Raw genomic sequence first — 21,913 nt, 5'->3', positions numbered from 1 at the left:
TCACGGTCGCCTGCCCGTCGACGGCCGCCGCCTTGCGGGCGTATGACCTCCGTCGGCGGCACCACCCGCCGGAACAGTTCCCACAACTCGTCCGGCACCAGCCGCTCAACCAGATCCGTCATGAACCCTTCAACGACCACGAACGCCAAAGGAAACGGTGTCTAAATGGGGGTGAGTGCAGTCGAGATGAACAGGACTGAGGCCGTTGCCCTCGCGCAGCGGATCATGGATGCGGACCTACGCCTCCGAAGAAGAGGTGGACGGTTGGTTGGACATGCTCGACCAAGCCCTGGCACGTCCGACCGGCCACGTCTGTGACTTGATCTTCTGGCCTCCAGAGCGGGAACTCTCGGCTGCTGGAGTGGTCGAGCAAGCCCTGCCCTATCGGCCTATCGCCCTGTGAGGGCGGCGCTCAGCTCCGGAGCCAGAGGGGCATCGGCAGCAGCCTGAACCTGCTGGACATGCCGACACACATCTGGGAGGCCAAACTGGCCGAGATCCCGATACAACGCGTCGGCGAGGCGTAGGAAATGGCGTCCGTGGCCCTCTTCCTCGCTTCCGACCTGGCGTCATACGTCACAGGCACGGTGACAGAAGTGACCCGGGGGCCGGCACATGTGATCGGCGGCGGGGCGGTGCCCGGGCAGGAGTCACTCCTTTACGGCGGATCCTGTGGACTGGATGCGGTGTCCCGTGAAGACGGTTGCCGTGTCGCACCGCCCTGCCGCATCACGGGGACACCACACCGGTGCGTTACGACTGCGTCACGAAGTCTGTCGTGGCTGGTCAGAGCGCCTATATTCGCAGCGTCCTAGATCTTGGACCCGATGGCCCGCACGGCCTGGTCCGGCATTTGAGCGAGCGGAACGACGGCGAATGGCACGCGGCAGGATGACACGACGTCATGGGTGGGCGACGGTGGCGCTGCTGTGCGCGCTGGCGCCGTCGGCGGCCGCCTGCTCGGCGACGCCCGGGAAGCCGGCGGCGAGGAAGACGACCGAGGCCGAGACGAAGGCCACCGCGTCCACACCGTCGTGCGCGGGCGGGGCCGTCCGGTGGACCTCGGTGCACCGGGAGTGGCGACTCACCGAAGTCTCGCCGGTCGTGAACGTCCGCAAGAACGACGGCTGGGTCACGTTCCACCCTGGGCTCGTGCGCAACATAGTGCCCCAGGTCAGCACGAGCGACGACGGCGTATCCGCGCACCAGGTGCTCGCCGCGCTCGCCAAGCGCCTCAAGTGGTGGAGCGTCCAAGAACTGGCCGCCCCGGGGAAGGAGTCCGCCGATCGTCGGCCCTCCCCCGTCAGGGCCGACTCCCTCGGGCACGCGGGGCGTTTCGTCGAGGCCGAGGCAGTCCAGGCCGTCGACGCGAGCTTCACCGTGACCTGCCCCGGCCGTGACGTCTACGGCAGCGTGACCACCTGGTTCGGCTCTGGAGGCGCTTCCCTGGCCTGCGGCGTGAACCCCGACACCAAGCAGTCCTGGGTCCAGGAGGCCTACCAGCTGACGTGCGGCCCGCTGAAACCCTGAGGAGCAGACCGGGCGGCTTGAACGGGGACCGCCAGGTCCAGCAACGAACTCCCGACGCAGACCCGGGCGGAGATGCCATGGAGTGCGCCTCTAGGCGATCGGGGAGCATCGGGGAGCGGCAAGACCGGAAAGCCGGAACGGGCCTGGAGGACAGCCACCGGAGCCGTGCCCTGCTGTACATGTACAGTTGCACGATACGGCGACTGTACATGTACAGCCGAGGGCTGTCAGACTGAGGGGATGGCAGCGACGCGGACCCCATCCCCCGACACGGGCCTCCCAGACCCGGGCCACTCCGGTACGCGGCAGCCCGCCGCGACGCGCTCGCGGGACGGCGAGGCGACCCGCCTCACGATCCTGACCGCTGCCCGCGCCGCCTTCGCCGACAAGGGCTACGCACAGACATCACTGCGCGAGATCGCCAGGAACGCGGGAGTTACACCCTCACTGGTGGTGCACTTCTTCGGCTCGAAGGCAGGCCTGCTGGCCGGCACCGTCGAATGGCCCTTCGACCCCGACACGGTCGTCCGCGAGGTACTCGCCATGGGCCCCGACCACATCGGCGAACGTCTCGCCGATGTGTTCCTGGAGACCTGGGAAGAGGACGACCGGGCCAACACGGCCCTGACCCTCCTGCACGCGGCGTGCGAACGCCCCGAAGCCGTCTCACTGATGCGCGAGTTGTTCACCACGTGCGTGGTACAGCCGATCGTCGCGGCCATCGATCCCGAGCGGGCCGAGCTGCGTGCCTCGTTGGTGGCGAGCCATCTGCTGGGCCTGCATGTGGGGCACTACCTGCTGGCGTTCGACGCGATCACCGAAGCTGACGCCGACGTAGTGAAACAAGCGATGGCGTCCACCATCCAACACCTCTGCACCGGCCGGCTCTGGTAGGCGGATCCACCACTCTCAGCCAAGGGGCGCCTCCGCAGTGGCCCAGGATAGTCGGCGGGCACCCGTCCGCCACTGCGGGCCGTGATGGCCCGACCAGCCACCACCAGATATTCGGCCAGCTCCTCGACATCCCGCGGTGTGAGATCCGCCCCGATACCGAGCAGAGTGATCAACAGGCAGGGATATCCCTCACGGTCGAAGACGGGGAAGCCCACGACGTTCAGTTCCGGACGGTACTCACCGAAGACGGTACCGAAGCCCTTGGCACGCAGCGCCTCACGGCTCGCACTCTCGGGGCTCCCGGCCGCCGGCACGGTCTCCTCCCACGCGGCGGTCAGTCGGCTGAGCAGCGGCGCCGTCCGGCCGAAGCGGGCTCCGACCTCGATCGTGACCTTGATGTCCTTGCGGCTCTCGATCTTGGCCCATTCACGCCGGGCCGGCTCATCACGGTCTGCGGCCTGTGCACGAGGCCCTGGCAGTGGCAGTACAGCCCTCACGGCCAGCACCCCAAGGCCACCTGCACCGCGGCGGAGGAGGGCTCGAGGGACATGGCGCCACGGTCGCCCGACCCGCGGCACGTGCTCGCGAGACTGCGCCAATCGGTCAGATCACGGGGAAGCCTGTGGATCTGCGCATTCCAGCATGTCGGCGAGGGGGCTACCAAAGCGGGCTCCTGCGATGCGTCGCACTCGCAGCTGGGCTCGGGTACGGGGCCTGAACTTGGGTTCCCTGCCGCAGCCACAGGCGTCGCGGCCCTCGTAACGTAGACCAGCGTCCAGCACCGCAGCCACGACCGTCCATGCCTTGATGTCTCGGCGCCGTGGAGCGGCGAAGTCGTGGCCGGCACAGACCGTTGGTTCTGAGCATCGGGGGCACCGGTGCTCGCCGGGCCCTGGATGCCGCTTGAACGCGACACGGCAGCGCACGCAGGCGTAATGCAGCTTGTAGGGCCTCTGGGCGTAGTAGCACACGAGGTGAACGTACTTGGCCCGGTGACTGCTGACGAGATGATTTTGATGGCCGGGATGCCCTCAGGCGAGCCCTAGATGGCCAGGCCTCGTTCGAGTTCCTGCGGGCCCACATCCTCATCCCGGCCTGACGCGGCCTACTCGGCGTCGAGCTGGTGGTCGGCCCATACGTAGCTGTCGGGCAGCAAGTCGGCGATGGGGACGCTTCTGACGCCGTCGTCATTGCCGACGATGACGTTGAGGGCGGGGAAGTAGTCGAGGAGGACTTGCCGGCACCGGCCGCATGGGGGGATGACCCCCCGGTCACGGTCGCCCACGGCGACGATCGTGTCCAGTTCATAGGCGCCTTGGGTGGCTGCCGCGCCGATGAGGACCAGCTCGGCGCAGGGCCCTCCGGTGAAGTGGTAGGCGTTCACCGCGGTGATGATCCGGCCGTCCCGGGCGCGGGCTGCGGCCGCCACGGTGTGGTTGTCGCCCCGACAGCGCGTGCGCGCGATGTGGGCCGCAGCTTGGACGAGTTCGTGGTCGACGGGGTGGGTCCGCATGGTTGTCTTCTCTGCCTTCGTCAGGTGTGCAGGCGGCGTTGACCCGCGTGACGATAGTGCGCGAGCGGATATCGGCGGCGTGGTGGGGCCGGCAGCAGCGCACCCGCGCGATGCGGAGAGCTTGCCGAGATCCGTCGCGTTTCCGCGCTCGCCGACCGCTGTGGGGTGAAGCGCGACAGCCTTCTTCCTCAACTCCACGGGTACGTACCGCACATGCTCCGGAAGCAACCGTGTGCGGGACATACGCGCAACGGTGTCACCGCGGCGGAAATAGGCTGGAGCGGGATGGCCGTGCGCTTCCCTGGATCTTCTTCGACAGCATTCGTGTACGACCCGTTGACACCCCGCATGTGCCCTCCTAGTGTCGCGCCAACATGCCGAACGGGTGACGGGATTTCGAACACACGGAGATACGTATCCGCCCTGAACGGAGATCCGCAGACACGTCGTCAAAATCCCGGTGCGGCAGCAAGACACCTGCACTCGTGCGGGCCGAGAGGAGACGCAAGGCGTTGAAGTCGCCGAGACCCGACTTCCAGCCGACCTGGGCATCACGATCGGCAGGTAGCGAGGTTGCAGGGCACCTGCGCATCGTCTGGGGGCCGTTCACCGTCGCCCTGACGACTGCTGGCCACGTCAAGTCACGCAGCAGGAGCACCGGTTGCAGGCCGCGCGACGCCCTGCCCCAGGTCTGCCCACGCACCATCCCCTTCGGGCCCTGACCTGCCTTCCTCTCAAAACCGAAGGTCACACACCTTTCACCCCGGAGCGTTCAGCCCGACCTGCCCAGCTTTCACTACTCCTTTTCACCATATTTCAGCAGAACTTCCTCCTCTCAATGACGAGAAGACAAGGAACGACCACCATGCGCAGCCGAAGAGCCGTCCTCGCCGGAGCGGCCTCACTCGTCCTCGCCCTGTCCGCCTGCGGCGGTGCCGAATCCACCCCCTCCGCCGAGGGAAGCACCGTCGGCATCTCCATGCCGACCCGGACTTCGGAGCGCTGGCTCACCGACGGCAAGGCCATCAGCGACGATCTGAAGACCCGGCGCTACAAGACCACCCTGGTCTACGGCGACGATGATCCGGACAAGCAGGCTGCCCAGATCGCTGACATGATCAAACAAGGCGTCGACGCCCTGATCATCGCGGCCATCGACAACAAGTCGCTGAACGATGTACTCCAGCAGGCCGCCGACGCGGACATCCCGGTGATCGCCTACGACCGGCTCATCCTCGGCACCAAGAACGTCGCCTACTACGTCTCGTTCGACAACGAACAGGTCGGCAGGCTCCAAGCCCACTACATCATCGACAAGCTCGGCTTGGAGAAGGGCAAAGGTCCTTTCAACATCGAACTGTTCGCCGGCTCGAGCGACGACAACAACACCAGTTACTTCTACGAGGGTGCGATGCACCTCCTGCAGCCCTTCCTGGACAGCAAGCAACTGGTCGTGCGGTCCGGGCAGACGGAGCTCGCCGATGTCACCACGCAGCGCTGGGACGGAGCCACGGCGCAGAAGCGCATGCAGAACATCCTCACCAAGTCATACAGCGGCCGCAGGGTCGACGCGGTCCTGTCGCCGTACGACGGGATCTCCCTCGGAATTCTCGCCGCGCTGAAGTCCGACGGCTACGGAGCCGGCGGCAGCGCCCTCCCGATCATCACCGGCCAGGACGCCGAACTCGCCTCGGTAAAGTCGATCATCAAGGAACAGCAGGCGCAGACCGTCTACAAAGACCTGCACGAGCTCGCCTTCACGGCCTCCACCATGGTGGACGACATCCTCAACGCCAGGACGCCCAACCTCAACAACAGAAGTTCGTACAACAACGGTGTGAAGGTCGTGCCCGCCTACCTGTTGCAGCCGGAGTCCGTCGACAGGACCAACTACGAGCAAGTCCTCGTCAAGGGCGGCTACTACAGCTCCGCCGAGCTCAAGTAGCAACGCGTCCCTGTGAGGCGCGGAACTGTGACGCCACCCGCCCAACCCTCCTGCGCTCTTCGGCTCGTACACCACTCTCGACCGAGTGACTACGGGAGAGCCATCTGAGGCAGCCTGCGGGGCAGCAGGGACGTCGGGCGGCTCGGGGCGGGTACGGAACGCGGTCGTCGCCCCGGCGATGACCGCGGCCTACGCCGACTACACCTGCTCTTGGTACACCTTGATCTCGGTCGGCTCGAGTGCGTGGATCGCGGCCCAGGCTGCCCGTTCGGTCAGCCCCCTGGCCCACACTCCGAGATCGACTCCGGCGTCATGGAAAAACCACGAGTGGAAACTTCCCAGGGCCTCCAGGGCAGGTGTCAGTCCGTATCGGAGCTCGCAGTGGACCTGTACGTAGCATCCGTGATCATCGTCGCCGGCAGAGACCTCGAACTGCCGGGTGAGGTCCAGCGTGAACGTCGGAGGACCGTCGAATGCGTAGGTCCCGTACTGGAACAGAAGCCCGTCGGCATCGGGCGTGCCCGGGACGCGGAACGGCTGTCGTCCGAAACGCAGAAAGGCAAGCCAGACGCCTTCGGTGACCGGATCGGCAAGCGCCCGGGCCCCCAGTTCGCCCTCAAACAGTTCCACAGCCTTATCGATCGAATGCATCCGCGTCACGCCCGCCCTCTTCTTTCGATGGAGGCAGGATGAGCGTACTCAACCCGGCCGACCGTCCCGGCCAGAGCACCGGCCGGCCGCGACCGTTCTGCAACGCGGCCGATCCGGCGCGCTTTCGACAGCGCCACGAAGCCTTCCAGGGTGTGCCGACCAGCGCCCGGAACGAGCCGCCCTCGCGGCCAGGCCCCATCCGATCCGCCGGCCGCTGGTCGAGTTGAAGTGGTCGGGACAGCAAAGCCCTGCATCCGGTGGTATCCAGACACCTACTGATGTCATCGCGTGCGGACACGGGGCCGAAGCGCCGCGCGACATCCCGGTCAGGAGCGTCACGGCCGTCGGTGCAAAGCAGTTCGACGACGGCCGTCGTGCAGCGGGATGCTCTCCTCGTGGACAGAGTTGTTGATCTCGACGAGGTGGCTGTCGTTCTGGCTGTGCGAATGGTGGACTGGACGTCGGCCGGCCTTGAGGTGGGCCGGCCGACGTGGAGGGACATCGAGGCGCCTTGGCCCCGTCCATTGGGGACCGACAGGGATCGGGTTCGTGATCCGGACTCGGTCGGCGTGGTCATATCCGGTCCCGGGGCGACCGTGTTGTCGGTCGTGCTGTTCCGTGGCGGCTGGGCCGATGTGGACTTCGTCGCTGACCTCGACGACGCTGGTTGTCTGCCCGCCAACGGGATCACGTCCACATCGGACTTCGCGACCCGATTGGATGCGTGGGTCGCTCGGGTCTTCGGGAGCGTCGGCCGCGATCACTGAGAACCGGCCGCCTCGGCTCACCTGGCCACCAGTTGTCCAGGGCGGCGCGGGCGGCCGTACGCCTGCATACGACCGCCCCAGCAGGACGCCGCTGCCGCGACGTGAGAGTCACACAGATCCGACGGTTTTTCGCCTGCCGTGGGAGGGGTGACGAAGCCGCGAACCATGCTGCCCGACCTTCAGCAGGGCCTCCAAAGTGGGCCGTTGCAGTTCATCGCTGCACGTCGGGTCTGGTCTCGTCCAGTCGGCTGCGATCACCGTGCCAGTCCATTATCAGGACCGTCGCATCGTCCTTGAGGCTGCCCTGGCACGCGTCGAGAACCGCTGCGGTCAGGCTCCGGACCGCTTCTCGCGGGTGCAGCGCGCGTGTGTCGCGAACGACCGCGGCCAGGTCGACGGCCGCCGCATCCCGCTCCTGCATTCCGTCGGTGAGCAGGACCAGACGGTCTCCGGGACGCAACTGCAGCTCCTGTAGGCGGTAGGTGGTGGGTGCCGCCACGCCGAAGGGCAGATTGACGGCGAGTTGCACCTCTTCGACGGCGTCGTCACGTAGCCGCAGCGGCCTGGGGTGGCCGGCGTTGACCAGTTCACACAGGCCGGTTTCGAGGTTCACGCACAGCAGTTGGCCGGTGGCCAGACCTCGGCCGTGACGCAGCAGGGCCTCGTGGGCGTGGCGGGCTTGCTTGAGGGCGTCGCAGCCGCTGCGACGTGCCCGCCGCAGCGCGCCGACCAGCAACGTGGCCAGCAGAGCGGAGTCCGTGTCATGGCCCATGGCATCGGTGATCGACAGGTGCAGAGTGTCGCGGTCGAGTGTGTAGTCGTAGGTGTCGCCGCCGATGTCATCGGCCGGGACCAGCCCAGCGGCCAGGGTGAATTGAGCGGCTTCGCAGCAGGGGGCCGAGGGCAGCAGCTGGTGCTGGATCTCCGCCGCGAGGCTGGTCTCCGTGGTGCGGCGGCCCAGGTGGTACAGATCGGTGAAGCGGCGGTCCGTGACGATGATGTAGGCCAGCGCGTGTGCCGCCTCGCGGACCTGCCGCAGCACGGTGTCGTCGGAGCACTGCAAGGTCACCTCCAGCACGCCGATGCAGTCACCGCGGTTGCTGACGGGCGTGATCACGCGCCGTCCGCCGCGGCCGTCCGGAGTCACATGCTGACGCTGGCTCCGCAGAACACCGTCGTAGACGCTGCCCCGCAGGTCGATCGGCCCGCGATCGCGATCGGCCACACCGTCCGCCGCGACGAGGCGTACCAGTCGCTGGCCGATGAGATCGACGAACAGGAAGGACACGCGTTCGGCACCGAACCGCTTTTGCAGGTCGTGCGCCACCACGTCGAGGGACGCGCCGGGCGGGGCCGCTTCCGCAGCGGCCAGCAACTCGCCCAGTTCCAGATCTCCACCCTTCACGGCAACCTCCTGTCGGTTGCCGCACCTTCTTCCCCGAGCCCGCGCAACATCACCCGTTCTGTCCATTCAGCCTGTTCAGGACGGTGGCCAGGTCGGTACGAGGAGGTCTTGGGTCCCTCAGGCGGCGTCCGTGGGCGGCATGGCCGCCAGTACGCCGGGGGCTGTGAAGGGACCACTCTTGACCGGATCGAGCGGGCCGTCGACTCCGGCAGGGTCGACCGGGGATACCGCGGTACCGACCAGGGATACCGCGGTACTTCCGGGGCATACGAGACGCAGCAACAGCGCTTCGGCAGTGAGGCGGAACATATGAATCTGGCTGAGCAACATCACGGCCGGCAGTATCTGCCGGGCCCGTCGACGGCGGTCTCCACATTGGTGGAGGGCACCGCGCAGATCGGCGAAACCCGGGACGCAGCCCTGCACTTCCTGGAGTCCTTGCAGGCCGTGCACGGCCTGCCGGTGTCTCAGCGGGCGATCGGGGTCGTCCAGCTGGTGGTGTCCGAACTGGTGACCAACGCCCACAAATACGCCCCCGGCCCTTGTCTGCTGACCCTTGAGGTCAGCGAAGGGACCGTCGCGGTGACGGTATGGGACAGCGGCACCACACTGCCCCTGATCCTGCCGCAGGACCCCACCCGGGTTGGACAGCACGGGCTGGAGATCGTCATGGCCGTGTGCCGCAGCTTCGAGGTACACCGCGAGCCCGTCGGCAAACGCATCCGCGCAGCAGTCGCCCTCGCCGACGACCCAGATGGCGATCCAGCCGGCCGCCAGCCGATGTGACCACGCGGCCCCGCAGTACCGTCCGGCCGACGCCGACCGGGGCAGGACGGCCACCGCCGTCGACTCACATGGGTGAAAGAAGCGGTGCACGCCTTCAACTCGGGGCGGAGGTCGTTCTGACCGGATTCGTTGGAGCGGCCGTGGTTTGTTGATCCCCTGGAAGCTGACGTTCTCGACGTGGCTCAACCTGCTCGTCCTCTTCAGGTCGTCATGTGGCTCTCGCCCTCTTCGGGTCGTCATGCGACTCGTGGACGGCGGCATCCGCGCCTACGACCTGGGCAGCACCACCGACGCCGCCGCTCAGCACACCGTCCGCCACAAGGTCGAGCAGCTGCGCGAAGCCCATCAAGCCGGGTGCCTGGATTCCGCCTGGGATCCCATCGACATCCTCGCCTTCGTCAGTCACGTCGTCATGGCCTTGGCCGGGCAGCTCGACCTCCTGAAAGCCGCTGCCGGCCAGGCTCGCGATCCCTCCCTCGCAGCCCGCTGTGCCGCAGTCGTCGCCGTCCAGCGTCTCTTCCCCGCCTCCGGCGAGGGCTCGGCGCCGTAGCGCGACAGGCCGGTCACGGGCGAGGCGCTGGCGACGACGGTCCAGGGAGCAGTAGGGCAATCGTTCGATGTGCAGGTCACGCGGCTCCTGATCGCGGCCGCCACGGAACTGAGCGGATCGGCGCGGCACAGCTCACGGCGCGGCGGGTGATGCGATGCTGCGCCAGTGTGTGGAGCAGCGTGTGGACGCGGTGATCCGACGGCGGACCGTATCGCTCGTCGAACTGCTCCGGCGCGGACACCAGGGGCACTGCCGCCGACCCTGCCCGACCCGCTCAGTGAGATGACCTGTGACGCGTTGGAGTGGCCGCTCACCTCGCAGTCGGCGCACGCACTCGACTGCACCGCAGCCGATCCGCCGCGGGCGACCGGCGACACCAGGATCCACGGGGCGATCCGCCCGGTGCCCTCCGCATCGACGTGAACGACGACGGGCGGCCGTTGCCGCGGCCCCGTGAGGAAGAAGAGGAGCGACCGTGACTGGGGTGGCCGGCAGGGTGGCAGTGGTGACAGGCGCCAGCAGCGGAATCGGCGCGGCCACCGCGCGACTTCTTGCCGCACGAGGGATGCGTGTGGTGGTCAACTACCGCCGCAGCAGTACGGCCGCCCAGGAGCTGGTCGCCGGCATCGAGGCCGCCGGCGGCCGGGCCATGGCCGTGCAGGCCGACGTGCGCGAAGTGGCGGCGATCGAGGACATGGTCCGACAGGTCCAGGCGACCTGGGGTGGCATCGACGTACTCGTGCACAACGCGCTCATCCCGTACGCGGTCAAGCCGTTCCAGGACATGACGTGGGAAGAACTGGGCGGCAAGCTCGATGCCGAGATGCACGCGGCGTTCGCGGTCACCAAAGCCGTCCTGCCGGCCATGACCGGACAGGGCTGGGGACGCATCGTCTACATCAGTACGGGTCTCAGCCGCCAGCCGCGGGAGAACATGATCGCCCTGGGCACGGCCAAGGCCGCGCTGGAGCAGTTCGCCCGGTACCTCGCCCAGGAACTGGGCCCGCAGGGAATCACGGTCAACATCGTCGCGCCCGGCCCCGTGGAGGACACCCGCATGGCGGACGTGTTCGACGACACGCACAAGCAGCGGCAGGTGGCGGCCACTCCCCTGGGCCGCCTGGCGCATCCCGGCGACGTCGCCCAAGCGGTCGCCTTCTACGCCGCCGAGGACAACGCCTTCATGACCGGCAGCACGGCCGTGGTCAACGGCGGGATGTCCATGTACTGACGCCCCCCGCTCCCCGCAGACGAGCCATCCAGGTCTGGCACACCCTTCGGCGCACCTGCCGCCGGAGCCAGGGACCGCCGCGCCTGCGACACGCACGGGCGCCTGACGCGACACGATCAAGGGAATCGATCATGCACACCATCGATCTCGCCTACGTCGGGCGGGGCCTGCACGAGGAACTGACCGCCTACATCGCCGACCAGGAGGGCTACTACGGCGACGAGGGCGTCCACGTCGCGCTGCACGACGGGTGCCTGTGGGACGAGGAGCGACTGCGCCGCGGTGCCACCATCGGGCTCGGCCGGGCCCTGCTGTCCCGGCTGACCGACGGGACACCCTGGGTCGCGCTCAGTGTGAACACCCACCGCCCGCTGTTCTGGTTCCTCGCCCGCCCCGGCCTGACCTCGCTGGCCGACCTGGCGGGCCGACGGCTGGCAGTGCACGCGCCCCGCACCGCGCCGGGATGCTTCACCAGGATCGTGCTGCGCCAGGCCGGCCTGGACCCGGACCGGGACATCGACACCATCGTCCGCGCCCCCGGCGACTACGGCATGGACCTGCGCCTGCTGCGGAACGGCAGCATCGACGCCGCCTTGGTCGGCAGCACCATGGCACCGGAGGCGGTGGCCGCCGAACACGGCTGGAATGTGCTGGCCTGGGTCGGCGACCACTTCCGGATCCCCACCGTGGGCCTGGCCGTCGACCCCACCCACACCAATCCGGACGACCCCGCGGTCCAGGCCGTCCTGCGCGCCCACCGCCGCGCCCTACAGGTGATCCACCACGACCCCGACACCACGGTGCGGCACATGCGGACATTCTTCGGCGGACAGACCGCGGACGAAGCCCGAGCCCACTACGACTCGTTCATCGCACCGCATTTCACCACCAACGGCCAAGCCGACCTCACCGTCGGCGCCACCGCCATCGCTCAGGTCGCCGCCGAACTCGGCGTCCCCGCCGACGTCACCGCAGCGGAGTTCTACCGCACCACAACTGCCGGACCCTGATAGGGCTTCTTCGGCAGGGCTCCTGAACACCCGGCGGTGCAGGGCGCCGTGTCCCTGGTGTTCCCCGGTGTCCAAGATCCGGAACTACAGCCCGCGCGGTGCGGCGGTCGGGCCTGCTCCGCTCCTCGTCGGGAGGTGACGCCGCACAGCGGCTACCAGCATGGCCGCCATCACCAGCACCCAGACCACGCCGGCGACCCAGATCTCCCAGCGGCCCAGTGTGATCAGCCACGAGGTCTTGGTGACGCGCCCCAGTTCGTGCGTGGTGACCGCGTACATGCCGATCGGGAAGACGAGGTTCCACCAGCCGAGCTCGTAATGGAACGGGATCTTGCGCAGGACATGCCGCCATACCCCCAGAGCGAGCAGCAGCGGAATCAGCCAGCTGGAAAAGGACCACAGGACGACGGACGCGCCGGCGATGGCCGAACGCGACAGCAGCATGTTTCCCGACGGCAGTTCGAGCAGCCTCGTCCCCACGAGTACGCCGATCGCCGCGGCTCCCATGAAGATCCAGGACGAGGTCATGAGGTTTCCCGGGTCGACGGGCCGGGCCAGCAGTCTGGCGAGGATGATCGCCGCGGTCAGCAGGTACTGCATGAGTCCGATCCCCCAGCACACCAGGGCCAGCACCGGCAGGACGTCACCCGAGACCGAGGGCACAAGACCGACTGCCGCGACCGCCACCGACTGGGATGCCACCGCCCAGAGGAACCAGGTGCCGTTCACCTGGTCGATCATGGACCGCGTCTCGTGTTGGCGATGAGCCCGAGTGGAATCCCGTAGCCCAACAGCAGCCACCCGAGCACTCCGAACGCCAGGAACGCTTCGGCCGCTGTGGTGTAGCCATCCGACTCCAGGCGAGCGGCCAGCACATTGGCCGCGATGATGATGGTGAGGAAGGCGAAGGAGCGCGGCCCGACGAGGTCCGTCATGAACCGCTGCCGCGAGCACAGGAACCGCCATCCATAGGCGGGCAAGAGCACCGCGAATCCGACCAGGCCCACCACGAGCAGTACGACGGAGGCGGTGTGGGCTTTGTTGATGTTCAGGGCGGTGGACACGATGCCTGTGCCCATGACGAACGCGAAAGCCCCCGCGTTGAGATCCGCGATCCTGGAGGAAACAGCCGCCCGGTATCCATGCGGGTTCGAAGGGGGCTCAGAGCGGTCCGCACCGGAAAGCCATTCGGCAAGTACGGCGGCTGGACTGTGGTTCACATCCTTGGCGGCAGTCAGCAGGGCGAGCTTGCCGTGTCGGGCAAGGTCACGCAGTTGGCTCGCGGCCTGCTCGTGCTGCGCATTTCCGAGTTCGGCGAGATAGCGGCTGCGGAACTCCGCGAAGGGAGGAGCTTCATGCTCGTACCAGCTCTGCAGCTCCGTGGATGGCGCCACCTCGGGCAGCCACTTGTCGATATGCGCTTCTTCTCTGCTGAGGTCCTGGGGCCAGATACGTTCGACGAGTACCCGTGTGCCGTCCTCGGAAGATGTCTGCTCATGGATTCCGTGGCAGGTCACCTGCTCGCCCATGACGTACCTTTCCCGGATAGGTGTCCCAGGTCATCGAGGCTATACCGGCTCCGTTCGGCCCGATGCCGGACGCGCTGACAGCGAACGGCACAGCGCCGCGTGCCCCGCTGGACGGCCGGCCCAGCATCCGCATTGAGGAGTTCACAGAATTCGTGAGACCGCCTGATTACCGATCAGAAGTCGGCCGTCACTTCGGCAAACATATCGAGCATGCGCAGCGTCTCGGCTTCGGGCTGAGTCGGCAGCGTAAGCGCCACACCGTCCGCACCCGCTTCCGCGTAGGCGCTGATGAGTTCGGGCCTGGGCGACACGGACATCACGATCACCGACACGTCCCCAACAGCCTCGACCACACGGTTCAACTGGGACCGTACCTGACTCGGGTGGGCCGCCGAGTGCGGCATCCAACCGTTCCCGTGGGCAGCCACCCTGGCCAAGGACGCCGCACCGTCGCCGCCGATATAGATCGGCGGGTAAGGGCGCTGTACCGGTTTGGGCCAAGAGAAGATCTGGTCGAAATTGATGTATTCACCGTGGAACTCGGCTTTGTCCGTAGACCAAATCTCCTTGATCGCGGTCAACTTCTCGTCGAGCAGTCTTCCCCGTGTGCGTGGATCCGTGCCGTGATTACGCATCTCCTCGCGACTCCACCCCGCACCCACACCGAAAATCACCCTGCCACCGGACACCAGATCCAGGCTAGCAACCTGCTTGGCGGTATGAATCACATCACGCTGGACCAGCAGAGCCACTCCGGTTCCCAGCCGTAGATCGCGCGTCACGCTCGCGGCCGCCGCCAACGCGACGAATGGGTCGAGCGTACGGTAATACATTCTGGGTAGCTCACCACCTCCCGGAAACGGAGTCTCCCGCGACACTGCGACGTGGCTGTGTTCGTGCAGGAAAAGCGAGTCAAAACCGCGCTCTTCCAGTGCTTTGGCCAGAAGCGCAGGCTGGATGCCCTCGTCCGTCATGAACGTCGTGACACCGATTTTCATCCTCCAAGTGAACCATGCGCTCCACGTATCTGTCCCGTTTGGGAAGCAGGTGCGGGCAGCTGAGGCGCAGTTGAAACCCGTGCCGTCATCATACGTTTGCGCCACGAGACAGAGTTAAAGGCCTGATTTGACCCCTCTGGACACCGGTCATGAGGCTGAACACTCATCCGTCAGGCCGGAAGGCAGAGTTTCTCTCTCGCTGCCCAGAATTTATCCCGTGGTGTTTCCCAAGGACTCAGCGAGAAATCGGCGGAGATAGACGCGCATCAATGCCGGGCGATGATGAATCTGGAAAGCGAGGGCTACGTGCTTCGTTTCAGTCACTTTCGGCACCGACAGGCACGGCGGCGACAATGGCTTGAGCGATGTTTTCTGCGGTCAGTCCCGCTTCGGCAAGGATTTCGGCGCGGGTCCCCTGCTGGGGGAACCCGTCGGCGACTCCGAAGATCCGCACGGGGACGTGGATGCCCTCCTGGTGCAAGACCTGGGCCACAGCTGCCCCGACTCCGCCGGTACGGAGACCGTCTTCGACCGTGACGACAAGGGCGTGATCGCCGGCCAGGTCGAGCAGTGCGTCGGGAACCGGCTTGATCCAGAGCGGGTCCACCACAGTGACCTCCACACCCTGATCGGCGCAGAGCCGCGCCGCCTCCAGAGCGGTCGTCGCCATGACACCGACCGCGATCACCAGGGCGCCGGCGCGCGCGGCCTCGCGCAGCACGTCGATCCCGCCGACGCGCCGGACCGCAGGGATCGTCGGTCCCACCGCTCCTCTGGGGTAGCGCAGGACGGTCGGCGCATCGGTGATCGAGACAGCCTGGCTCAACTCCTCCCGAAGCGTGGGCGCATCGCGGGGAGCGGCGATGCGCAGGCCGGGAACCGCCTGGAGTATCGCCAGGTCCCAGAGCCCGTTGTGGCTGGGGCCGTCGTCGCCCGTGACCCCGGATCGGTCGAGGACGAGGGTCGCACCGAGCCGGTGCAGAGCCAGGTCCATCAGCACCTGGTCGAACGCGCGATTGAGGAAGGTACCGTAGACGGGCACCACCGGATGCAACCCCGCCATGGCCAGTCCGGCGGCCGAGGCGACAGCGTGCTGTTCGGCGATCCCGACGTCGAAGAACCGGTCCGGATACCGGGAAGCGAAATCACTGAGACCGACCGAACCACCCATGGCCGCGGTGATCGCCACGATGTCGCGGCGCTCCTCCGCCAGCGACACCAGTTCCTGGCCGAACGCCGCCGACCAGCCGAGTCCACCGGAGCGCAGCGGACGGCCGGTCTGCGGATCGATGGGGCCTATGCCGTGCAGATGATCCTCGTCGTCGTGCTCGGCAGGTGCGTATCCCAGCCCTTTGCGCGTGATGCAGTGGACTATGACGGGTGCGCCGTGGTCCTTGGCGCGTTCCAACGCCGCTTCGACGGCCGGGATGTCGTGTCCGTCGATGGGTCCCAGGTACTTCAGTCCCAGATCCGAGAAAAGCGGCTGTGGGACGAAGGCGTCCTTGAGGCCCTCCTTGACCGCGTGCAAGGTCCGGTACACCGCCCGGCCGGGTGTTCCGGCGACGCCCAGTGTCCCCTTGCCCCATTCCAGCAGCCGCCCGTAGCCGGCATGCGTCCGCAGGGCCGCCAGGTGCCGGGCGAGTCCTCCCACGGTCGGCGCGTATGAACGGCCATTGTCGTTGACCACGATCACTATGGGCCGCCTGGGCGCCGCCGCGATGTTGTTGAGGGCCTCCCAGGCGAGCCCCCCGGTGAGTGCCCCGTCGCCGACGACCGCCACGATGTGCCGGTCCGTCTCCCCCGCGATCTCACTGGCCTTCGCCATGCCGTCCGCGTATGAAAGGGCTACCGACGCGTGGGAGTGTTCAATATGGTCGTGCGCGGACTCCTCGCGACTGGGGTATCCGGAGATTCCGCCGCGCATCCGCAAACCGGAGAACTGACCGGCTCGGCCCGTGACGATCTTGTGGACGTACGCCTGATGTCCGACATCCCACAGCAGCGTGTCACGCGGTGAGTCGAAGACCCGGTGCAGCGCGAGCGTCAACTCCACCGCACCCAGGTTCGGTCCCAGATGGCCCCCTGTCGCCGCCACGTGGCGGATCAGGAACTCGCGGATCTCGCGGCCGAGTTGGATCAACTGTGCGTGACTCAAACCCCGTAGGTCCGCGGGCTGATCGATGCGTGCCAGCAGGGTCATGCCCCTACTCCTCCTTGATACTGAACCATTGGGCTCTGAACGCCGCCGGCCGCCGGGCCCGAGGCTGCGAGTTGACGGCTTTCATGCTGAGACAAGGCCGCATCAGCACCGCCACGTCGGCAACGGGTGGACGCATACCCCCACGCCGAGCGCCTCCAAAGCCGCCTCATCCCTGCCCGCACGCTCCATGCCCCCGATACGAGACGTTCTGTCCGCCTGCCATCCAAGCGGGAGAGACGAAGGACTTGCCGCGCCGTCCGCTCGGCGGCAGTTCGGCACGTCGATGCTGCTGTGGGTGCTCGTCCACCACGTACGGCACAGACCCGAGTTCCGACCCTCGGCGGGCCGCCACGGATTTGCCGTAGTCGTAGAAGGTCATCCCGTCCGACCGCATCGCGCTGAACACGCTAGATCGTCGTGAAAGCTCGCGCAGGTGGCCGGATGCGCCACAACTGCCTCACATCAGGACGCTGGGACAGGCCGCCGGCCAGTACCTGCGCGAAGTGTTCCCGTCCCGCAGCCGCGCCGTCGCCACGGGTCGCGCCATGTCCTGATCTGAGTGCCTCATGTCCATCAGGCTCGCGATCACAGTTGTGCGGCGCCTGGTTGTAAGCGTGTGGTCGCGTGCTCGCGACCGAAGTGTCGACCACCAGGAGTGAACATGACTGACTGCACGTCGCCGGACAGCACCGAGCTGCGAGTACCACGAATCCTGTGGACCTTGGGCTCCCTGCACGGCGAGTTGCGGCTGCGCCATGGCCTCTCACTCCATGCCTATCTCGTCCTCGGCGCCCTCGCCGAAGCATCCAACGGATACCTGCACACCGCTGAACTGACGGCGTTCCTTGGAGAGTCGGGGGACCGGATGACCTACGTCCTCAAAGGCATGCAGGCGTCCGGACTGATCGACCGCAACCGGTCTGAGCAGGATCGAAGGACGGTGAAGGTCACGCTGACCAATGCCGGACGTGCCAAGGCCGCCGACGCCGAGAAGACCGCGCAGGCGCTTGTGCGCCGCTACCTTGTCCCCAGTCTGACGGCTGGCGGCGACAGTTGATCGTCACTGAGTCCGTGGACGTGGTGTCGTTGGTGTGAGTCCGGTGCCGGCGGGGCGCTCGTCGATCGCATCCCCGCGGACATCCCATTAGTGTCCGACTTCGGAGCCTCACACGCCCCGTCAGCCAGCCGGAACCGAAGGACGTCGACGGTCGGCCACGACTCGGGGAACGGCGGCGCTGTCACGTACCACGACCGTTCTGACGGGCAGACCCGCAGTAGTCACTAGAGAGCCGGATGACCGGGAAACCGTCAACCGACCGCCCGGCCCTATGGATCCGATCCCACTGCACGGCCCGGGCGATTCGCCCGGGTGGTGAAACCTCCGGCCCCCCCAGACCCACCTGACCATATCGAGTGATGATCCGGTCAATCGCGGGCTTGTCCGAACAGAACACTTACAGCACTCATTTAGCCGTCTATAGTGCGATTCTCGGCGCGAGTGTGCCCGGAGGGGGCGACGACCGGCGGGCAGACGCCGCGACCGAGCGACCGCACGAGCATGAGGGGGACTTTCCATGGACCGAGCCCGCACCACCGCCGTTCCCGCCACCCGCCCTGAGGCCCGGCCCCGTACCAGGACTCGGTGGACCACGACCTGGCTGGGGGTCGCGGCGTCCCTCGCGGTCGTCGGCGTCGTTGCCCCCGACGCCTCGGCCGCGACCTACCGGTACGACTGCCGTCGGCTCGCCGGTGCCGGCTCGTACAGCAGCCCGAAGCAGCTCGGTAATGTCACCGGGCGCACGGTTGTCGCCGTCAACTGCCCGCCGCTGACCTCTGGACTCCCCTACAACCACCGCTACTTCGCGTTCACCCTGACCCGGGCCGCCCGGGTGCCGTCGCTCGCCGGAGCCACGTTCCGGCTCACCTCCACGCAGAGTTCGGCTGTGAACCCGTCGCTGAGCAGGGGTCCAGTGACCTGGCTGCACACCTCCGCCGGGATCTGGACGCGCGACCGGGCGACCGGCGCCCTCAACGGACGTTACCTGCCGCTGGCGCCGTACCCGGGCGGCGGGGTGCTCCCGGCCGGCACGTACCGGGTCGACATGCAGAAGCTGAGGTCGCCGCTGTCCTCACTGAGCACTCCGTGGTTCAACGTGGTGGTGTCGGTGTCCTGAAGGGGTGGTTCCGCGCGGCAGGGACGGTGTGCTCCCAGAAGTGCCGTAGAGAGGCGAACCGCGCATTGCTGCCTTGCCCGGACTCCCTGGCGCGCGAGTTGCTGGGGGCGTGCGAGCGGTGGGTACGGCTCGACGAGCCTGGCGTTGTCGACTCCTGTGCGGGTGCGCTGAGGAACAGGCTGCCTCAAGGCTTGGTGTCGGTACCGGCTCCGCGCTCTCCGTTCACTCGACGGACCAGCGGGCGGTGGTGAACGTAGCCCATCCGGATTTTCACGGAGTTTCCGGGTGCCGGCGCACATGAAGCTGGGAGGCGCCGTATGGGCGCCTCCCAGTCGAATTCAACGGCGAGGAAAGCGAAGGAACTCGTTTCGGGAAAGGAAGTGAGAAGGAAGCCCCTTCATGGCCTCGCCACAGGCAACGCTAGCACTCAGCCCGGGATCAGGTCGCGCAGATTTTCGAGGGTAATGATCCGTGAGTCCGGATGCAGTCCCTCGGGACGTTCGAGGCCGATGTACGTCACGGGCTCGTCCGCAATCGGCTCACCGTCCCACAGATCCACGACCGTGGTGTCGTCGGACATCAGGCCGATCAGGTACCCCACCGTCAGCTGCTCGCGCTCCACAATGGCGCGCACCACCTTCGACACGGACACCTGGTTCTCCTCGACCCGGTTGGCCGACGAGATGCCTCTCAGATACAGGTGCAGCCACTTCGCGCGCCAGCGGCCGTTGTCGCCGCGCTGGAACACCAGCGGCAGCGCCACCCGGCCCGCCCCTCGCAGTTCCGACTTCATCCGCACGGTACGCGGCTCGAACGGCCGGCCCTTCTGCTCACCGTCGCGCAGCATGAAACCGAAGAACGACTCCTCGACCTCCTCGAAGCTCTCGCCGGAGAAGATGTTGACCTGCGGGACGATGAAGGTGCTGCGCACACGGTCCAGGGAAAGGTGGATGAACTCCGAGGCCCCGTCCGGCGCCTCGGTGATGTCGCCCGAGTGCCTGCCCCCGACAGCCGTGAGGGACGTATAGGACAGCCAGGAATCGGTGCTGTAGTCGGCGTGGAGGAGCAGCGCCGACAGGTCGTAGTCGGTCCGGTCCTTGGTCTCCTTCCAGTACACGAAGAAGCGCAATTGTTCGCCGTCGACGGCGGAGACCGACCCTCGTGGCAGTACACCGAGCCCGGGCGCGGTTGCCCGGCCGCTCAGCGGAAGCGCCACGTCGAGGACATCGGCGTCGAGCAGCAGCCGGCCCGGCGCCGGGAGCCGACGGCGTATCTCTGTGTCGAGGGCCGCGATCAGGCGATCGCGGTCGGCGGCCGGTACCGGCGGCCGATGGTCGGGGGTCACCCAGGCGCGGCCCCTGCGGTTGACGAAGATCCGGGGTGCGTCACTCTCGCGAGCCCGGTTGAGGAAATGCTCGCGTACCGAGAGCACGACCCGGCCGGAGACCTCGGGAGCGACCCGCACCGCGGCGTCCACCACCGCGTCCCGTTCCTCCTGGTCGGCGGCGATACGCAGCAGGAGGTCCAGGGCGCGGAACAGCTTGCCGGGAGCGGACTCCAGCAACTTCACCGCACCGATGAGGTCAAACCCGTCCAGCCGCTGCTCGACCCGGCTGTCGAGGGACCGTGCCTCCTTCTCGCCCCGCGCGACCGCGAACACGTCGGCGGCGTGCGGCCAGCGCGGGTACTCGTGCGGGTGGAGACGCTCGCCGAGCCGCTTGAAGGGCTCCCGGTGCGCGTGCACATCGGCGAGCTTCGCGGGGTTCGCCGCGATCACGGCGTCGAGGCCCGCGAGCAGTCCCCGGCGCAGCGGCCGCGACAGCGCCCGAAACCGGGTGGGCTCCTGCAGCGTCACATCGCCGCCCGACAGCGCGCAGGCCAGCCGCAGCACATCCGTGACCGTGTCGAGGAGAAGGTCCGCCCCGACGCCGAGCCGGGCCTCGTTGATGACAGCCCGGTTCTCCCGGACCGGGATCGCCTCCGGCTGGGGGCCAAGCGCGCACCGCTCGGCGAGGGCCTTGAGGTCGCGCAGGTCGTCCTCGCCCAACGGGATAGTGCTTCCGGCCAGGGCCAGGTACAGGTCCGTGAGTTCGTCGTCCAGGTCGCGGCCGAGGTGCAATACGGTGACCCGGTCGCCCGCCGAGGCGATCAGTTCGTCCTGCGCCGCGAGCATCTCCTCGTAGGTGTGCTGGTACCGGCCGTACACCGGGAGGCTGAGCAGGTCCAGGACCCCGCGGCCCAGCTGGGTCAGCACGTTTTCGCGGGACTTCCCGTCGGCGAGCGCCTTCGCCACGCACTGCATCCAGAACTCTTCGGTGTCCGGCACGTTCGCCGGGAAGTCGATGAAGTACGAGTTGTGCCGGACGTGGTCGCCCACCATCTCGCTGACCGTGCGCAGCGTCCGCTTGGCTGTGTGCACGACCGCGGCCTCGGACAGCCCCGACAGCCGCTCCAGCAGCTCCGCCGAGAGCTTGAAGCCCACGGATGCCAGCGCCGCATCGAATTGCCGTGCGGCAACAGTTCCTTCCCCGGCGGAGCCCTTGGGGAAGGAAAGGCGGTAGGTGTGCCGGATGACCAGCGATTCGAAATCGTGCGACATTCGAGGATGGTCGCAGAAGTGCACACGTCGGTGCACAGGAGTTTCTTGTCCGCACTCCGACGCTGCGATCACACCCGCCACAGCCGGACCACGCTCGCCGCCACCCACCAGTCCATGCAGCGCCGCAGGCT

General features: G+C 67.3%; 19 protein-coding genes and 1 pseudogene. 11 read left to right on the top strand and 9 right to left on the bottom strand.

What is annotated here, in order from left to right; all coding sequences use genetic code 11:
- The first annotated feature begins 186 nt into the window (after window positions 1-186).
- Window positions 187-403, top strand: a pseudogene (locus tag ACWCQK_RS36930) (e9imm peptide).
- Between the two features lie 499 nt (window positions 404-902).
- Here the strand turns inward: ACWCQK_RS36930 and ACWCQK_RS36925 are convergent.
- Window positions 903-1,088 carry a hypothetical protein gene (locus tag ACWCQK_RS36925; protein WP_451162777.1) on the bottom strand — a complete coding sequence of 62 codons (186 nt, stop codon included), beginning with the start codon at window positions 1,086-1,088 and terminating at the stop codon, window positions 903-905.
- A gap of 64 nt (window positions 1,089-1,152) precedes the next feature.
- Between ACWCQK_RS36925 and ACWCQK_RS36920 the strand changes: the two genes are divergently transcribed.
- Together ACWCQK_RS36920 and ACWCQK_RS36915 are read left to right on the top strand one after the other, a co-directional pair.
- The gene (locus ACWCQK_RS36920) at window positions 1,153-1,530 is read left to right on the top strand and encodes a hypothetical protein (protein ID WP_451162775.1); all 378 of its coding nucleotides are present in this window, start codon (window positions 1,153-1,155) and stop codon (window positions 1,528-1,530) included.
- Window positions 1,531-1,770: 240 nt separating this feature from the next.
- On the top strand, window positions 1,771-2,424 hold the full coding sequence (locus ACWCQK_RS36915; RefSeq protein WP_451162773.1) for a TetR/AcrR family transcriptional regulator: 654 nt from the start codon (window positions 1,771-1,773) through the stop codon (window positions 2,422-2,424).
- A 1,105-nt stretch (window positions 2,425-3,529) separates the two neighbouring features.
- Here the strand turns inward: ACWCQK_RS36915 and ACWCQK_RS36910 are convergent.
- Window positions 3,530-3,937, bottom strand: a complete 408-nt coding sequence (locus ACWCQK_RS36910) for a cytidine deaminase (RefSeq protein ID WP_451162771.1) — start codon at window positions 3,935-3,937, stop codon at window positions 3,530-3,532.
- Window positions 3,938-4,802: 865 nt separating this feature from the next.
- On the opposite strand from ACWCQK_RS36910, the gene chvE reads away from it, so the two are divergent.
- On the top strand, window positions 4,803-5,882 hold the full coding sequence (chvE, locus tag ACWCQK_RS36905; protein WP_451162769.1) for a multiple monosaccharide ABC transporter substrate-binding protein: 1,080 nt from the start codon (window positions 4,803-4,805) through the stop codon (window positions 5,880-5,882).
- Window positions 5,883-6,080: 198 nt separating this feature from the next.
- On the opposite strand, the gene ACWCQK_RS36900 is transcribed toward chvE, so the two are convergent.
- A complete protein-coding gene (locus ACWCQK_RS36900; protein WP_451162781.1) occupies window positions 6,081-6,533 on the bottom strand; it encodes a hypothetical protein in 453 nt (150 codons plus the stop codon).
- A 395-nt stretch (window positions 6,534-6,928) separates the two neighbouring features.
- Between ACWCQK_RS36900 and ACWCQK_RS36895 the strand changes: the two genes are divergently transcribed.
- Entirely contained in the window at window positions 6,929-7,300 is a 372-nt protein-coding gene (locus ACWCQK_RS36895; protein WP_451162767.1) for a hypothetical protein, read from the top strand.
- A 211-nt stretch (window positions 7,301-7,511) separates the two neighbouring features.
- Here ACWCQK_RS36895 and ACWCQK_RS36890 read toward each other — a convergent pair whose 3' ends face one another.
- The gene (locus ACWCQK_RS36890) at window positions 7,512-8,705 is read right to left on the bottom strand and encodes a PP2C family protein-serine/threonine phosphatase (protein WP_451162765.1); all 1,194 of its coding nucleotides are present in this window, start codon (window positions 8,703-8,705) and stop codon (window positions 7,512-7,514) included.
- Here ACWCQK_RS36890 and ACWCQK_RS36885 point away from each other — a divergent pair.
- The 4 genes from ACWCQK_RS36885 (at window position 8,619) to ACWCQK_RS36870 (ending at window position 12,282) form a co-directional block, all read left to right on the top strand.
- The gene (locus ACWCQK_RS36885; protein ID WP_451162763.1) at window positions 8,619-9,491 is read left to right on the top strand and encodes an ATP-binding protein; all 873 of its coding nucleotides are present in this window, start codon (window positions 8,619-8,621) and stop codon (window positions 9,489-9,491) included. The two genes, ACWCQK_RS36890 and ACWCQK_RS36885, sit on opposite strands and share 87 nt — an antisense overlap.
- Before the next feature lie 238 nt (window positions 9,492-9,729).
- Complete coding sequence (locus tag ACWCQK_RS36880) at window positions 9,730-10,041, top strand: hypothetical protein (protein WP_451162761.1); 312 nt, start codon at window positions 9,730-9,732, stop codon at window positions 10,039-10,041.
- Window positions 10,042-10,546: 505 nt separating this feature from the next.
- Entirely contained in the window at window positions 10,547-11,272 is a 726-nt protein-coding gene (locus tag ACWCQK_RS36875; protein WP_451162759.1) for an SDR family NAD(P)-dependent oxidoreductase, read from the top strand.
- A 131-nt stretch (window positions 11,273-11,403) separates the two neighbouring features.
- Window positions 11,404-12,282, top strand: coding sequence for an ABC transporter substrate-binding protein (locus ACWCQK_RS36870; RefSeq protein WP_451162757.1), 879 nt, complete (start codon window positions 11,404-11,406; stop codon window positions 12,280-12,282).
- A gap of 84 nt (window positions 12,283-12,366) precedes the next feature.
- Here the strand turns inward: ACWCQK_RS36870 and ACWCQK_RS36865 are convergent, their stop codons facing one another.
- From ACWCQK_RS36865 to dxs, 4 genes are all read right to left on the bottom strand, one after another.
- Entirely contained in the window at window positions 12,367-13,023 is a 657-nt protein-coding gene (locus tag ACWCQK_RS36865; protein ID WP_451162755.1) for a tellurite resistance/C4-dicarboxylate transporter family protein, read from the bottom strand.
- A complete protein-coding gene (locus ACWCQK_RS36860; protein WP_451162753.1) occupies window positions 13,020-13,811 on the bottom strand; it encodes a DUF488 family protein, N3 subclade in 792 nt (263 codons plus the stop codon). The genes ACWCQK_RS36865 and ACWCQK_RS36860 overlap by 4 nt, the downstream gene beginning before the upstream one ends.
- Window positions 13,812-13,984: 173 nt before the next feature.
- Window positions 13,985-14,809, bottom strand: a complete 825-nt coding sequence (locus tag ACWCQK_RS36855) for an LLM class F420-dependent oxidoreductase (protein ID WP_451162751.1) — start codon at window positions 14,807-14,809, stop codon at window positions 13,985-13,987.
- 316 nt (window positions 14,810-15,125) lie between these two features.
- Window positions 15,126-17,009: a 1-deoxy-D-xylulose-5-phosphate synthase gene (gene dxs, locus ACWCQK_RS36850; protein WP_451162749.1), complete on the bottom strand. Its 1,884-nt coding sequence runs from the start codon at window positions 17,007-17,009 to the stop codon at window positions 15,126-15,128.
- A 661-nt stretch (window positions 17,010-17,670) separates the two neighbouring features.
- Here dxs and ACWCQK_RS36845 point away from each other — a divergent pair.
- A complete protein-coding gene (locus ACWCQK_RS36845; RefSeq protein WP_451162747.1) occupies window positions 17,671-18,066 on the top strand; it encodes a MarR family winged helix-turn-helix transcriptional regulator in 396 nt (131 codons plus the stop codon).
- 517 nt (window positions 18,067-18,583) lie between these two features.
- Window positions 18,584-19,183 carry a hypothetical protein gene (locus ACWCQK_RS36840; protein ID WP_451162745.1) on the top strand — a complete coding sequence of 200 codons (600 nt, stop codon included), beginning with the start codon at window positions 18,584-18,586 and terminating at the stop codon, window positions 19,181-19,183.
- A gap of 427 nt (window positions 19,184-19,610) precedes the next feature.
- Here the strand turns inward: ACWCQK_RS36840 and ACWCQK_RS36835 are convergent, their stop codons facing one another.
- The gene (locus ACWCQK_RS36835) at window positions 19,611-21,782 is read right to left on the bottom strand and encodes a hypothetical protein (protein WP_451162743.1); all 2,172 of its coding nucleotides are present in this window, start codon (window positions 21,780-21,782) and stop codon (window positions 19,611-19,613) included.
- Window positions 21,783-21,913: the final 131 nt, after the last annotated feature.

Source organism: Streptomyces sp. NPDC002306, assembly GCF_053593435.1.
Note: the sequence above shows the minus strand (reverse complement) of the source record. Positions and strands in the feature narration are given on the sequence as shown.